The sequence below is a fragment of the Mycobacterium sp. genome (assembly GCF_052145595.1).
In the GTDB taxonomy this organism is placed as follows: domain Bacteria; phylum Actinomycetota; class Actinomycetes; order Mycobacteriales; family Mycobacteriaceae; genus Mycobacterium.
Map to the genome: position 1 here is coordinate 1 of NZ_JBKQOI010000141.1, position 15,915 is coordinate 15,915.

General features: G+C 65.2%; 6 protein-coding genes. 3 read left to right on the top strand and 3 right to left on the bottom strand.

The genetic code is table 11. The features are described from left to right. Positions 1-103 precede the first annotated feature (103 nt). The 3 genes from nbtC to ACLP4W_RS12530 are packed head-to-tail and all read right to left on the bottom strand — an operon-like array spanning position 104 to position 5,193. Positions 104-3,160 carry a nocobactin polyketide synthase NbtC gene (gene nbtC / locus ACLP4W_RS12520; protein WP_442386441.1) on the bottom strand — a complete coding sequence of 1,019 codons (3,057 nt, stop codon included), beginning with the start codon at positions 3,158-3,160 and terminating at the stop codon, positions 104-106. Next, the gene (locus ACLP4W_RS12525; protein ID WP_442386442.1) at positions 3,161-4,465 is read right to left on the bottom strand and encodes a polyketide synthase; all 1,305 of its coding nucleotides are present in this window, start codon (positions 4,463-4,465) and stop codon (positions 3,161-3,163) included. Beyond that, positions 4,462-5,193 carry a thioesterase II family protein gene (locus ACLP4W_RS12530; RefSeq protein WP_442386443.1) on the bottom strand — a complete coding sequence of 244 codons (732 nt, stop codon included), beginning with the start codon at positions 5,191-5,193 and terminating at the stop codon, positions 4,462-4,464. Before ACLP4W_RS12530 ends, ACLP4W_RS12525 begins: the two co-directional genes overlap by 4 nt. Positions 5,194-5,348: 155 nt before the next feature. On the opposite strand from ACLP4W_RS12530, the gene ACLP4W_RS12535 reads away from it, so the two are divergent. From ACLP4W_RS12535 to ACLP4W_RS12545, 3 genes are read left to right on the top strand one after another with little or no spacing between them, the layout of a single operon-like run. Continuing rightward, the gene (locus ACLP4W_RS12535; RefSeq protein WP_442386444.1) at positions 5,349-6,290 is read left to right on the top strand and encodes a methionyl-tRNA formyltransferase; all 942 of its coding nucleotides are present in this window, start codon (positions 5,349-5,351) and stop codon (positions 6,288-6,290) included. A gap of 21 nt (positions 6,291-6,311) precedes the next feature. Further along, positions 6,312-11,312, top strand: coding sequence for an amino acid adenylation domain-containing protein (locus ACLP4W_RS12540; protein WP_442386445.1), 5,001 nt, complete (start codon positions 6,312-6,314; stop codon positions 11,310-11,312). Positions 11,313-11,318: 6 nt separating this feature from the next. Then, positions 11,319-15,869: an amino acid adenylation domain-containing protein gene (locus ACLP4W_RS12545; protein WP_442386446.1), complete on the top strand. Its 4,551-nt coding sequence runs from the start codon at positions 11,319-11,321 to the stop codon at positions 15,867-15,869. The last annotated feature ends 46 nt before the right edge of the window (positions 15,870-15,915 follow it).

The following is a 15,915-nucleotide window of genomic DNA, read 5'->3' on the forward strand; positions in this document are numbered from 1 at the left end:
CAGAGACACGCCGATATACCGCTTTCGATACATGACTACACATCAGCTGCCAAATGGACACAGAACACCTGCTCATCAAGGGCAAACTGGATTCAGACCCGTGCTACCAGGGGGAACTTCGGCCTAGTACGTCAGCGATGGATGCCCCACCCAGGAGATCCGATACCTCGAGATCGTGATTGAACTCAATCTTGATGCGACGGCGTAACTCCAAGGCCTGCAACGAATCCAGGCCGATCGCAACCATCGGCACCGTGGTATCGATCGCATCGACGTGATTGACGCCGATGGCCGAGGCTATCAGCTTCAGCAACCGTTGCGGTAGGTCCGGCTCCTCGAGGGGCGCCCGGGTTTCGACGTCGGGGGAGCTCAGCTGTGATAGCAACGAGGCGCGCCCGCAGGCTTCCAGTACCGACCGCGCGCGGCCCAACTCGAACGCCGCGACGCCGGCATTCCCGGGAAGCGGGCTCATCCCCAGCGCCAGCGCATCGCTGGGAGACATTGGCAGCAGACCGGTCACGGCCAGCTGCGCCGTCCCGGAGGCATCGGGATCAAACGTGACTGTCCACTGCCCCCACTGCACGGAAACGCAGTCCAGACCCTCGGCTCGGAGTCGGTGCGCCATGGCGTCGAGCATTCGATTGGCCGCGGCGTAGACGATCAGGCCGCGACCACCGACCGTCGCCGCGATCGACGAGCAGAGAACGACGCGGCAGTCATCGGCGCGCGGAAACGCTCCCAGCACCCGCCAGATGCCGACAACTTTGGCGCGCAACGCGCGCTCGACCTTGTCGGCGGTGATGTGTGCCAGTTCGATGCCCGAATACTCCACGGCCGCATGGATAATCAGGTCCGCAGGCGCGTCCTGATTTTCCTGCGCCAGCAGGGACACCGCTGCTTGGTCACCCACATCGCACCTGGCGACATCGATTCGCGTCGAGGTGGCCGAACGGATCTGCCGCAGTCGATCTGCGACCGCAGCTGTCTCGCCAGATCTGCTTACCAGTGTGATCCGCCGGGCGCCGCGGCGTGCCAAGTGATCGCAGAATTCGAGCCCGAGGTTTCCCGTCCCACCGATGATGAGCACATGGCCGGGATGGGTGTCAGGGTCGGCGACCGATGTGTCTCTTTCGACGATCCTCTTGGCGTAGAGGCGTCCGTTGCGCAGTGCGAGCTCCGACTCGTCTCCTGTGTGCAGCGCACCCAGTATCGTGACCGCCGCTTGCGGTGACATCGACGCGGCGTCCAGATCGAGGTGGCGAAACCTCACGCCGGGGTGCTCGGCGCCGATGCAGCGAAAGCCCGCGCCAGCAGCCGCATGCACCGGATCGGGTGGCGCATCGTCGGCGACCATCTCGCCGCCCACCGTCACCAACCAGCAGTCGGTGATCGCGTCATCGATTCCCGGCCACCACGTACGGTTCCCGAAAAACGCCGCTACCTCGGCCGCCGCGGCGGCATCGTCCAGTCTCGCCGATTGCGGAACAAGTATGACCTGAGTGTCGATATCCCCTTGGTTACTGCGGCTTTCAGCGTGGGCCGCGTCGATGACGTGGGCCGTGGCGCCGACGTCGCCGGCTGCGGCGCGTAGGGCGTTGGCCAGGGCCGCGCAGGTCCCGCGATGATCGACGATTCCGATGGAGCGCGGCGGCACGAGCGAGCGACGCGACAGCCGAACCCACTCCTCGGCGAGGAGGCGTGGCGTCGCGGTCTGCACAACCGGGTCGCGGTCCGATGCCGCGGCATGCCGGGGCGGGCCCTGCTCATACGGCAACCACAGCCGGGTCTCGTTCGTCCGGGTATTGGGGAAGTCGAGTAACGGCAGCGGGGTGGGGCCGGCAGCCTCGGTGCGCAGGCAGTTCCACGGGTACTCGAGATCATGAACTGCCAGCAATGCGAGGTTGCGGGTGAACTCGCTCAGATCGCTGGCTGAACGGTCCGATGTCCCGACGACCATGGCCGCCCGCTCGTCGGCCTCGTGGGCCGCTTTGCTCAAGGCATCGACGTTTTCTTGAATCGCCAGCTGCAGCGTCGGATGTTCGGCCAGTTCGACGAAGGTGTCGATCCCGAGCGGCAGCGCGGCCGCGATCGCCTTGTCGAATCGAACGGTGTTGCGCAGGTTCCAGAACCAGTACTCGTCGACCGCCAGGTCCTGCGTGATGGGACCGCCGAGCGTGGCGCCGAGGCAGTCGATATCCGTGTCCAGAAACTTCGGATTCTGCAGTTCGCGTTGCGTGGCGGCACGTACCTGGGCGGCGAGTTCATTCATCAAGCCGGTGTGTGCGGGATATTGGACGCGAATGACGCGCGCGAACGTGCCACGGTCGGTGAAGGTGTCCACGATGGCCTGCACCGTTGTTCGATCACCTGAGATTCCGGTCAAGCTCGGCGAATTGATCACCGACAGCTGCGCCCAGCCCGAGCAACGGGCGAGCAGGTCTTCGCAGGTTTCGCGGTTGGCGGCGATGACCGCCATTGCGTAATCGCCGGAGGCGAAATCGTCGGCGGCGCGCGCGCGAATCCCGATCACCCGGATGGCATCTGCCAGGATGACCGCACCGGACACGTAGGCCCCCGCGACCTCTCCTTGGCTGTGCCCAATGGTGACGTTCGGCGCGACGCCGAATGAGCGCCACATCGCGGCCAGGGCGGCCATCTGGGTGAACAACGCGGGCTGGACGGTACTCGCGTTTTCGTCGGCCGAAAGATGTTCGTCGAGAAGGTATTTCAGCGGTGACTCACCGAGTTCCGACTGAAAGGCCGCGGCGCAGCGGTCCGCCTCGTCCTTGAACGCGGGGATCGTTTCGTAGAATAGCCGTCCCATCCCAGGTCGCTGGCCGCCCTGCCCGGGAAAGACATAGGCGAGTCTGCGGGGCGTGGCGGGTGTGGGGTTTCGAACCAGCGAAGCGTGATCGCGCCCATCGATAACCGCCCGCAGCGCACTGATTAACTCGCCGCGGTCAATCACCATGGCCAGGGCTCGGTGCCTGCGGGCGATCCGGGTCCGAAACAGCATTGCAGCGATCGCTTGCGGCGTTACTTCGGGGTGATCTGCCGTGTAGGAAAGCAGCGCGGCGGCCTCGTCGCGCAACAGGTCGGGGCTATCCGACGACATCAGGACGGGAATGCTGCCGTTCGGGAGCCGGTAAGAAGTCGGCAATTACTCACCCCCAGGACCTGCGGGCATGGCGATGATCGCGTGCGCATTGGCGCCGCCCGCGCCGAACGAAGACACGGCGCCATGGCGGACGCCGGCTTTCGGCTGCCACTCGTGCAGCTTTGTGGCCAGTCGGATGCCGGTCAGGTCCCAGTCCAGCTTCTTGGTCGGGTTGTCCGAGAAGAGAGTCGGCGGAATGTAACCGTGCCGGCCCGCGAGCAGCAGTTTGATCAGCCCGAGGATTCCGGACGCCGCTTGCGGATGTCCGCAATTGGACTTTATCGAGCCCAGTAGCGCCTCGGATCCTGCCGCGCCGTAGGTCTTGAAAAGTGCGAGCAATTCCACCGGATCGCCCGCAAGCGTTGCGGTTCCGTGTCCTTCGATCATTCCGACGTCGGCCGGATCGATTCCGGCCGCGTCCAGCGTCTTCCGAATTACCTGCTCCTGAGCGCGAACCCGGGGAACCAGGATCGGCTTTCCTTTGCCGTTGTGGTTCGTACGGATGGCCAGGATGCGTCCATAGATCCGGTGTCCCAGTTGCCGTGCTCGCGATTCCCTTTCGACGAGAACCATTCCCGCACCTTCGCCCCAGACCGTGCCGCTGGCGTCGTCAGCGTAGGCACGGCAATGCCCGTCGTCGGAAAGGGCATTGAGCTTTGCGAACTCATAGAACGCCGTCGGTGCTCCCAACACACACACGGCGCCGGCCAGCGCCCATTCGCACTCGTCCATCTGAACCGCGTTGGCCGCCAGCTGCACTGCGGTCAACGACGATGCGCATGCCGTATCGAGAGATATTGATGGACCGGTCAGCCCCAGGCAGTGCGAGATCCGGCCGGCGCCCCCGAGTTGTCCCAGACCGACGGTCCGGTGTCCGGTGTAGGCATCGGCCTGCGCTGTGCGTGGGCCGTACTCAGTCATCGACATTCCGATGAAGCAGCCGCCGAATTCGCCCTCAAGCGTGCCGGGATTGATTCCGGAGTTCTCCAGCGCCTGCCACGCCATTCGCAGCGCAACCCGCTGCTGGGGGTGCGTCGCGATGGCCTCGCGATGGGTCATGCCGAAGAAGGGCGGGTCGAATGTCATTGCGCTGTCCATGAATCCGCCGGCGTCGCAAACGGGACCCCATCCGTCCAGCCGGGAAACCGACAGCAGGTCGTCGACCGGCCATCCGCGATCGCGGGGAAAAGGACCGATCAGTTCCTTCGACTCGGCGAGCGCCGACCACAGTGCTCCCGGGCTGTCGATCCCCCCGGGCGCCTCGACCGCCATTCCGGCGATGACGATCGGGTCGGTTGCTGTTGTCACGCCAGCAACTCCGCGATCGCCTCGATGTGGTGGTTGACGTAAAAGTGCCCGCCGTCGAACATCGTGACCTTGACGGTGTCGGTGTGTTTGCCCCATCCGTACAGATCGCCCAGTGTCACATAGAGGTCCTGATCGCCGCCCATCGCGTGAATCGGGGCCGCCACCTTGACGCCTTCGGGGCAGGAGTAGGCATCGAAGGCCTTGAAGTCCGCTTTGACCACGGGAAGCGTCAGCTTCATGAGGTCGCGGTTGGCGAACACACCCGCAGCGGTTCCCTCGAGCGCCAAGAGGTGGTTGAGGAGTTCCTCGTCATCTTTGGGGTGTGATGGCTTGGCCGCGGCATGACAGGGGGCGACCGTCGCGGAGACGTTGAGCTGCCGCACATCGATTCCCCGAGCCTCTGCGATCCGGACGAACTCGAACGCGACCATCGCCCCCATGCTGTGGCCAAACGTGACGATGGGGACCCCGCGATTGTGGTCCGACGTCGAGAATTCGCCGAACGCCCCCGCGGCGATCTCCGGCAGCGAGCTCAACAGAGCTTCGGCTGCCCGGTCCTGGCGACCCGGGTACTGGAAAATAATGACCTCGAATTTCTTGCTGAGTGCTTTCGAGAACTCGCGGTAGGCCGATGCACCCGCCCCCGCATGCGGGAAAACCAGCAACGGGGGGCTCGTGGGCACATCCGGTTCGTGGAACTGCCTGATCCACCCCAGTTTGCGCGGCATGCGCCCCTACCTCTCGTGCCTCGAACGCGTCGCTGGCGAATGGCCGCTGAAGCCATGCAACTTAGCGAAGGCTAACATAATCTGCTGAGCTTGTGATTGGGCCTCGGAGGGGGGCATCGCCCCCGCCGATCAGGAGTTTTAGAGAGGTATGGGCAATGCGCGTCGTCTCGTTCGGTTTCCAGGCCTGGGGGTACCGGACCCTGCAGGCTCTGATCGATCTGGATCACGACGTGGCGCTCGCGGTCACCCACCCGGCCAGCGAGCACTCCTACAAAGCGGTGTTCTCGGAGTCGGTCCAGGAGCTCGCGCGCGACCACGGCATCCCGGTGCATCTGACCGACCGGGTTGACGCCGAGACCATCGACCTGGTCAAACGCGCCGAGCCCGATGTCATCGTCGTCAACAGCTGGTACACCCGGATGCCGGCGGAGCTGTATGACCTCCCGCCGCACGGCACCCTGAACCTGCACGATTCGCTGTTGCCGAAGTTCACCGGATTTTCCCCCGTCCTGTGGGCGTTGATCAGCGGCGAGTCGGAGTTCGGATTGACGGTGCACCGGATGGACGACGGCCTGGACACCGGCGACATTCTGATACAGCATTCGCTACCGATCGGACCCGCCGATACCGGCACCGAGTTGGTGATGCGGGGTATGGGGCTGATTCCGGGTGCGCTGCGGGATGCGCTGACCGCGCTGGAGTCGGGAACCGCGGTTTGGCGGCCGCAGAACAAGGCCGAACGGACGTACTTCCACAAACGCTCCGAGCGCGACAGCTTGATCGACTGGAGCTGGCCCGCCGAGGATCTCGAACGATTCGTCCGAGCGCTGTCTGAACCTTATCCCCGCGCGTTCACCTTCTACCGGGGCGAACGGATCGAGGTTCTCGAGGCGCGCGTCTCCGAGGCTCGTTACGGCGGTACCCCGGGCCGGGTGATCGTGCAGGAGGGCGGCGGCGCGGTGGTGACCGGGCCGCACGCGCATCGCGGCGGCAACCGCGGCCTGGTGATCACTCGTATTCGGCGCGCGGACGGTGTCGAGTGCAGCGGGGATGAGTTCTTCGTGCGCGCGGGCTACCTGAATTTGACGGCCGGCTGAATCGCAGGAGTGGGGCGAGCAATGGCAGACGATGCCAAGACCTTGCAGGAACGTCGTCGCGAACTGTTGCGCAGGCGAGTCGCTGAAAGCGGTTTGGCCGCAACCGAATCGGCCAAGGGTGCGCACATCCGCGCCGGAGAACGTTACCGCCTGTCGACCGGCCAGCGCCGGATGTGGTTTCTGCAGACCATGGACGCAGGCGACGTCACGCTCAACGTCTGTGTTTCCTATCTCCTGACCGGCGCCCTGGACGAGGCACGTTTACGGGCCGCTTTCAACGACGTCATCGCGCGGCACGCAATTTTGCGCACCACCTTTTGCCTGGACAGCGAAGGTGAGCCATATCAGGTCTTCTCCGATGACGTTGAGATGAGTTGGCGGACCCATGATTTGACTCAACTCGCTGATGAGGGAGTCGAGCGGCGAATCGAGGCCCTGGCGCGAGAAGAGTTCGGCCGACCATTCGACCTCACGAACGAGTCGCCGCTGCGGATCACCCTTATGCGCACCGGCGCTGACGAATTCGTGCTGCTTCTGGTTGTGCATCACATCTGTTGGGACGACGACTGCTGGGCTGTTTTCTTCGGCGACCTGAGCGCCGCCTACAGCGGCAGCAAGCTGAGCGCAGATCCGCCACAGTTCGTCGCGGTCGAGGTGCTCGGGGCCACGGCGGAACCCACTATTGCTGACGTCGGCTACTGGGCCGACACTTTGCGGCCATCACCCGAACCGCTGGAGCTGCCCGGTGCGGCCGCCCCGAATCCGTCCAGATGGGCCGAACGCCGAACTCGGGAGCTGCCGGCCGACCTGTTCGGGCGGGTCGAAGACTTCGCCCGAAGGCACTCCGCTTCACCGTTTATGGTGTTGCTGGCGGCCTTCGGTGTGCTGGTGCGTCGCTATACCGGCGCGGCGGATTTCCTGATCTCGGTGCCGGTGACCGAGCGTCGGTCGGCCGCCGCGGGCGCGATCGGGTACTTCGGCAACACCCTGCTGCTGCGCATCACCGTGCGACCGCAGGACACCTTCACCTCGTTCGTCGACGCGGTGCGCGAGACATGTCTTAACGGCTTCGCCCATCAGTGCGTCGGCATCGATCGAGTGGTACGCGAAGTAAACCCAGAACGCATGGGGCACGACGGCATGGACCAGCTTGTCCGACTGGGCTTCAGCATGCGCAAGAGCGCGAGTGGATTCGCGTTGGACGGCGTCACCGTGCGACAACTCGAACTGGGTGCGGTCACGGCCCACCTTCCGCTTGGCCTTGCGGTTGTGCTCGACCCCGACGGGGTGGTCGTCGAGTTCGAGTATCAGACACAGCTGGGTTCCGCACTCGTGGATCAGATGCTGGCCCACTACATTCGGCTGTTGGACAACGCGCTGGCCGAGCCCGGACGTCGCCTCACCAGTTTGGACATGCTCGGCAGCGGCGAGCGGGATGCCGTGCTCGCGCAGTCGCACGGCGAACTTGTCGCAACGCCCGCCACCACGATGGTAGCGATGCTCGAAGCGGCGGCATCGGACACAAGCGGAACCCCCGACGCGATCGCGCTGGTTTCCGACGACGCCGAGCTGACCTACGCCGAATTGCATCGTCGCGCAAATCGGCTGGCGCGCTGGCTTATCGGGCAGGGGTTCGGTGCCGACGACATCATCGGCCTGCGCATGACCACGTCGATCGAGTTCATTGTCGCGATGCTCGCCGTACTGAAAGCCGGCGCGGCTTATCTGCCGATAGACCCGGCCTATCCGGACGATCGCATCGAATACCTCGTTACGGACGCCCGTCCACAGACGGTTATCGGCCGCCACGAACTCGACGCCGCAGAAAGGGCCGCCGCGCAACTGCCGGACGCCGCGCTTACCGACGCCGACCGGCTATCTCCGTTGCTCCCGGAGCATCTGGCCTATGTCATCTACACTTCCGGCTCTACCGGTCAGCCCAAAGGCGTGGCGGTCTCGCATCACGCGATCGCCGAGCACGTCGATGGTTTCATCGCCGAATGGAGCATGACCGCCCAGGACCGGTTGCTGCAGTCGTCGTCGGTGAGCTTCGATGCGTCGCTGCTGGACATCTTCGTCACGTTGTCGCTGGGCGCGCGGCTGATTGTGCCCAAGCCGGACGCTTTCGCCGACATCGGCTATCTCGCCGATCTGATCAGCACCCACCGCGTCACCGTGCTGCACATGGTGCCCTCCATGTTGAGCACGCTGTTGCGGCTGCCGCAGGTCAGCCAATGGCGGGCGTTGCGTCACGTGCCGGTGGGCGGAGAAGCGCTTCCGGGTGAGGTGGCCGACACGTTCGCCCGCTATTTCGACGCGGAGTTACGCAATCACTACGGCCCGACCGAGGCCGTTGTCTGCGCGACACACATGCTGGTAGAGGGATCGCACGGCGCGCGCGTGGTGCCGATCGGTATGCCGAACCGCAACGTCTACGCCTACGTACTAGACGAGGAGTTGCAACCGGTGCCCGCGCAGGTGATCGGTGAGCTCTACCTCGGCGGTGTGCAGTTGGCGCGCGGGTATCTTCGACGTCTCGGCCTAACCGCACAGCGGTTCGTTGCCGACCCGTTCAGCCCCGGCATGCGGCTGTACCGATCGGGAGATCTGGTCCGCCGCACCATCTCTGGCGAACTGGAGTTCGTCGGACGGGTCGACGAGCAGGTCAAGATCCGTGGCTTCCGGATCGAACTTGGCGAAGTCGAGTCCGTGATCGCGACGCACCCGGCGGTCAGGCACTGCCTCGTCGTCACGGAAGACACCGAGGCGGGACCCATGCTCGCCGCATACCTGGTGCCCGTGGCCTTCGGGGAACCAGATCTCGACGAGATACGCGCACATGCCGCGTCCGTGCTGCCCGAATACATGGTGCCCAATGCATTTGCGGTGATCCCCGAGATCCCTCTGACCGTGAGCGGCAAGCTGGACAAGCGGGCCCTGCCCGTACCAACCCGCGTAGCGGTGCGCCGCTACCGTGAGCCGGCGACCGCCACCGAGCGCCGGATGTGCTCGATCTTCGCCCGGCTGTTCGGCTGGGAGCGAGTCGGCGCCGAGGACTCGTTCTTTGGGCTGGGTGGCCATTCACTGCTGGCGGCCCGCCTGGTGGCGCAGATCCGTGCCGAATTCTCGGCGGAGTGCAACGTCCGCGCCGTCTTCGATACCCCGACTCCGGCCGGTTTGGCACGACTGGTCGAGCGGTTCCGCGCCGAGGCGGACTCGGCAACGGGAACCGACATTGACGCCGGGTCACGGGCAGGGCGCCCGGAATTCGTCGCGGCAATTCGTCCCGAGCGGCCGCCGCTGTCCTACTCGCAGCTCGCCATGTGGTTCCAGTATCGGATGAGGGGCGCGAATCACGTCTTCAACATGGCGCTCGCGCTTCGATTCAGCGGTCCACTGGACGCGGGTGTACTCACCGAGGCGCTCAACGACGTGGTGGCGCGCCACGAGGCGCTGCGCACGAATTTCCCAGAACACGACGGCGTTCCGTATCAACACGTGCACCCGACACTGCGGGTCGAACTGGCAGTCGCCGAGATCGCCGCCGGCCAGGTGGATGAGACAGTAGCCGAGCTGCGTCGCTACGTGTTCACGCTGGAATCCGAGCCGCTCATCAGGCCCACCCTGTTGGCGCTCGGCTCCGATTCGCACGTGCTGCTCTTGCTCGTCCACCACATCGTCATCGATCACGCCTCACTCGGCATTGTTTTCGAGGACCTCATCACGGCGTACCGGGCGCGGTCAGCGGGGAACGCGCAGCAGTGGGCCACAGCGCCGCAGTTCGCGGATTACGCAGCGTGGCAGCGAAATACATTTGATGCCCCAGGGAAATGGGGGCACGCCGAGCTGGCGCACTGGCGCGACGCGTTGGCCGGATTGCCCGACGACAGCTCGGCGGTCCCCGACCACACGCGCCCGCCGGTTCTGGGGAGACGCGGGGAGGTAGTGAATTTCACGGTTTCCGCGGCGCGCCGGGCGGCCCTCACCGAGCTGGCCGAACAACATGGCACCACCGAGTTCACCGTTTATCAGGCTGTGCTCGCGGTCGTGTTGCATAAGCTCGGCGGCGGCACCGACATCGTAATTGGTAGCCCGGTCGCGTCCCGGATCGACTTGACCACCGCGAACATGGCGGGCCCGTGCGCCAACGTGGTCGTGCTGCGCACCGATCTATCCGGCGACCCAAGCCCGCGCACCACGGTCGCGCGAAGCCGCGACACGGTGCTGAATGCGCTGGCCCACCAGGAATTCCCGATCGAGCGGTTGGTCGAGGCGCTCAACCCGCCGCGCTCGCCGTCCCGGAATCATCCGCTGTTCCAGCACTCGATCCACTTCCGCGGAGAGGACTGGGCGCTGCTGCCACGTGACCTCACCGCGAATGGAGAAACCACGGTCTCTCCGCTGGCGGTGGACTTTGAGATCTCACTGCTGGACCTTAACGTGGCGGTGAACTTGACGCTGGACGGCGAACTCGACGTGCGGGTCGTCGCCAATGCCGATCTCTATGAACCGCGGACGGTCGGGCTCATCGCCGATGCCCTGAATGCTGCGTTCGACGCGTTCGCGACGGCACCGGACTGTGCGGTGTCCACGCTGGAATTGCTACCCGCGGCTGACCTGGAGGTGCTGCTGGCGCCGCCGACCCCGATCGACGCTGACCGGTCCAGGCCGGTCACTGGCGGTTCTGTGGAAACCGAACAGGCCTTGATCGCCTTGCTCGAGGGGTTGCTCGACATCACCGGCGTCGATCGCGAGGACAACTTCTTCGCCGTCGGCGGTGACAGCATCATTTCCGTTCAATTGGCGGCCCGGGCCACCGCGCAAGGACTGGCTTTGACCCCGGCGATGGTGTTCGAGCACATGACCATCGCCGCGCTGGCCGCGGCGGTCGACACAGCCGCCGTTTCGCCGGCGGCCGAGGCGGATTCGGGACCCGTGCAGCAAGCCGCCCCCATGAGTGCGTCGGGCTTGGACGCCGATGCGCTGGCGGAGCTCACGGCATCGTGGCTTAAGGAGTCCTGAGCAGTCGTGACCACAGCCCCGCCGCAGATCGAAGACGTCCTTGCCCTCAGCCCGCTGCAAGAAGGGCTGTTTGCGTTGTATCGGCTGGCCGAGGACGGCATCGACCTCTACACCATGCAGTTGAGGGTCGACATCGACGGACCGGTCGACGTCGGGCTGCTCCGCCGCAGCGCCGCCGCCATGCTGGACCGGCACCCGAATCTGCGCGCTGCGTTCTGGGATCGCGATATGCCGAAGCCGGTGCAGATCGTGCCCGTTCACGCCGAGCTTCCGTGGGTCGAACGTGGCGCAATATCAATGGAACTCGATTCGATCGCACGATCCGAACGACGTCGCCCGTTCGACCTGAGTCGGGGTCCGGCGTTGCGGGTCATTTTGCTCTCGGTGCCGGGTGAGACCAGGCGCCGGATGATCTTCACCGCCCACCACATTCTGATGGACGGCTGGGCGCTTGCCGTCTTCTTCACCGAGATGCTCGCCGTGTATCGAGCCGGGGGATCGCCCGACGGGCTACCGACACCGCGTCCCTATCGCGATTACATCGGTTGGCTCGCCCGGCAGGACAGAGCGGCGGCAACCGCCAAGTGGACCGACTATCTGCGCGGCGTTTCGGGACCGCTGATGGTGGCAAACGGCCCAGCAGTGGGCCCAGTCGCCGCGCGCGACGGCGTGCCGGAAAAGGCGGAGCTGCTGTTGTCTTCGGCCGATACGACACGTCTGCGCAACTGGGCGGGCCGCAACGGTCTTACGCTCAACACCGCAGTGCTTTTCGCGTGGGCTGTCCTGCTCAGCAGGCTCGCCGACCGCCGCGATGTCGTTTTCGGCACCGTCGTCTCCGGCCGTCCCGAGCAGCTGGCCGGGGTCGAGCGCATGGTCGGTCTGTTCATCAACAGCGTGCCGGTTGTGCACCGGGTGAGCGGCACGGCGTCGGTGGTCGAACAATGCAAACGGTTGCAACGTGAGTCGTCGACGATGCGCGACATCGGTTATCTCAGTCTGTCGGAAATCCAGCGCGCACATGGCCGCGGAACGTTGTTCGACAGTCTGTTCGTGTTCGAGAACGCACCGGTCGAAGCCGCCATCCGTACCGTGACCACACCCGATGGCGCCCAATTCCGTCCCGTCGAGATGGAAAGCCTGACGCACTACCCGCTGACCGTGGTCGCGCACATGAGTGATGACGCCCTGGTGGTGGTCGTCGAGGCGATTCGTGAGGCGTTGCCGCACCTTCCGTCCGCAGAGATCTGCGAGAGGTTGCTTGGCCTGCTGCTTCGACTCCCCGATATCGCCGACGAAACTCCCGACGCCCTGGGCGTTCTCACCGCCGCCGAGTGCGCCGAATTCTCGAACCTTGCGGCGCGCGCGACACTCGCTCCGCGGGGTACGGTGTGGGACCAGTTTGAGCGGCAGGTTCACGCCACACCGGAAGCCGACGCGCTCAGTGCCGGCAGCGGCGAACGCTATAGCTACGCCCGACTACACGCTGAAGCGAGTCGCTTGGCGGTCGAGCTGGCCGCCCACGGCGTCGGCCCGGAAACCGTTGTTGCGCTGGTGCTGCCGCGCTCCACGCGGTCCATCGTCGCCATCCTGGCCGTGCTCGCCGCCGGTGGAGCCTATCTGCCGGTCGATATCACGCTCCCGGCCGCTCGCATCGAATCCATCTTGAGGCAAGCCAATCCGGCCCTCTCCATCACCGTGGCCGGCCATTCGGAGCTCGTCGGAGCGGGCATTCCCACGTTGATCATCGACGATCCCGCCTTCGCCCAGCGCATTTCGCGGCTTCCCACCGTCGCGCCGACGGTCCGCCGACATCCGCAGCACTGTGCGTATGTCATCTTCACGTCGGGCTCGACGGGTGAACCCAAGGGTGTCATCGGCACCAACGCCGCGGTACTCGCTTATTTCGCCGACCACCGTGAGCGCGTCTATCGCGCGGCCGCGACGCGTCTGGGCCGCCCTATGCGCATCGCACACGCGTGGTCGTTGAGCTTTGACGCCTCGTGGCAGCCGATGGTCGGGCTGCTCGACGGTCATGCGATCCACCTGTTCGACACCGAGGAGATGCGCGACGCGGATCGGTTGGTGCAAGGCATGGCCACCCACCGGGTCGACATGATCGACACCTCGCCGTCGATGTTCGGACAGTTACGCGCCGCAGGGCTGTTAGAGCGCGAACTGTCGGTGCTGGCACTGGGCGGCGAGGCGATCGGTACCGCACTGTGGGAGGACTTGCGGGCGCTGCCGACGACCGCGGTCTACAACTGTTATGGGCCAACGGAGATGACGGTCGAGGCGGTGGTGGGTCGCGTCGGGGAGTACCCGGCGCCGACGATAGGCACGGCCAACGCCGGAACTTTCTGCTATGTCCTGGATTCGGCGTTGCGGGTGGTGCCCAACGGTGTGGTGGGCGAGCTCTATCTGTCCGGTGCGCAGCTGGCCCGCGGCTACGTCGGCCAGTCTGCGATGACCGCCGCTCGCTTCGTCGCGGACCCGTTCCGCCCGGGGCAACGCATGTACCGAACCGGTGATTTGGTGCGTCGCCTGCCGCACGGTGGCCACGCCTATCTGGGTCGTGGCGACACCCAGGTGAAGATCCGTGGCTACCGGGTCGAGATCGACGAGATCGAGGCCGCGCTGCGCGGCCAGCCCGGCGTACGCGATGCGGCTGTTTCGATGCTGCACCGTGCGGGCGCCGCCACCTTGGTGGGGTTTGTTGTGTGGCAAGAGGATATGGATGACGACCCGGGTGGACTGAGGACCGCGCTCACCGAACGCCTGCCATCGTATATGGTTCCGGCCCGCGTCGTGGCATTACCTCAGCTGCCGCTGAACGTCAACGGCAAGCTGGATGGTAAGGCCTTGGCTCGCCTGGCCGAGAACGCGTTCTCCACCGTCACCGGGGCGGTGTCGGCGTCCACCGCTACCGAACGATTGCTGTGCGAACTGTTCGAAGAACAGTTCAACGGGGTCTTGCCGCACCTCGACGACGACTTTTTCCTCTTCGGGTTGGACAGCATTGTGGCGATCTCGTTGGTGCACAAGGCGCGACGTCGCGGCCTCGCATTGAGTCCACGGATGGTGTTCGCCTCCCCGACGATCCGCCAACTCGCGGCCGCGATCGACGCGGCGAACGACTCGGAGGCCGTCGCAAGTGCGGGCTATGGCGAAGTGCTGCCGTTGCCGATGGTGTCCTGGCTAACCGAGCACGGCAATTATCGGCGCTTCACCCATACCGTCTTGCTGCGGCTGCCATCCGACATCGACCGCTCGTCGATCGAATCAGTGCTGCAGGTGCTGCTCGATGGACACGACACCTTGCGATCGATCCTGGTCGATACCGCGGCGGGTCCGCGCCTGGTTACCCGCGAACCTGGCGTAGTCCGTGCTGCCGACTTGCTCACCTGCGTGAAACTCCCGAAAGCCACCGATCGCGAACTGATCCCGGCCATTAGGCATTCCGCGCGCGGCGTGATGGACGAGATCGATCCTCACGCGGGTGCGATGGTGCGAGCCGTCTGGTTCTCCGGCGCCGGTCAGCCGGAGACGCTGCTGCTGCTCACCGCGCACCACCTGACGGTGGATGTGGTGTCCTGGCACATCATGCTGGGCGATATTGCCGAGGCCTGGCGCTGCATGAACGCCGGCGCAGCGCCGAAGATGCTGCCAGAGTTCACCTCGTACCGTCGATGGTGCGAGCTGATGTGGCAACGGGCCGCCGCCCCGGAGGTGCAGGCCCAGCGCGAATACTGGCTCGCGCAGGTCCGCGAACCCGACCCGGTGTTGGGTGCGCGCCCCCCGGACCCGACCCGCGATACCTGGTCCATGCTGCGAGTGACCCGTGTGACTACACCGGTTCAGACCACCGAGCGGCTGCTGGCCGCGGTCACGAAAGAACAGGGTGTGCGCGAATTCCTGCTGGCCGCAACGACGATCGCCGTTGCAAGTTGGCGGCGGGAGCGAGCACAGGATCCGGCGTCGGGCACTCTCGTAGCCCTGGAGGGTCATGGGCGTGGCGATGCCGTCCTGGGCACCGACACCACGAACACGGTCGGATGGTTTACCAATGCGTTCCCGATGCGGCTCGCGGTGGGTGCGGCGGCGGTCGATGTCGAGCGGGCGGAGCGCGATCCCGCGGCGGCCCGGGCCCTGGTCGACTCCGTGGTAACCCGCCTCGGTGAGATCCCAAATGACGGTCTGGATTTCGGCCTGCTTCATTATGTCGATCGCGTCCCGGAGTTACAAAAGGCCACCGAACCTCAGATTCAGTTCAGCTACCTGGGTCGATTGGACCTTGGTGGGGTTACCGATCAACCGTGGTCGCTACTCACCGGGCCCTATATCGGTGCTCTTCCGGATGATCCCGAGCCAGATCTGCCCCTCCGTTTCGCCCTGAATCTCAGCTCGTTCGTTGCGAATACGCCGGAGGGCACGCAGCTGATCGCCAACTGGCGCTGGAGTGACGCGCTATTCGCACCCTCCGATATCGACCGTCTAACGCAGTACTGGCAGCGCGGCGTAGCGGTGCTGGCAGCCGTTTTGGATCGAAACGCGGGCTAGAAATAGGCCCAGAATAGGCCCAGAAGCAAGCTTAGAAGGGACGGGA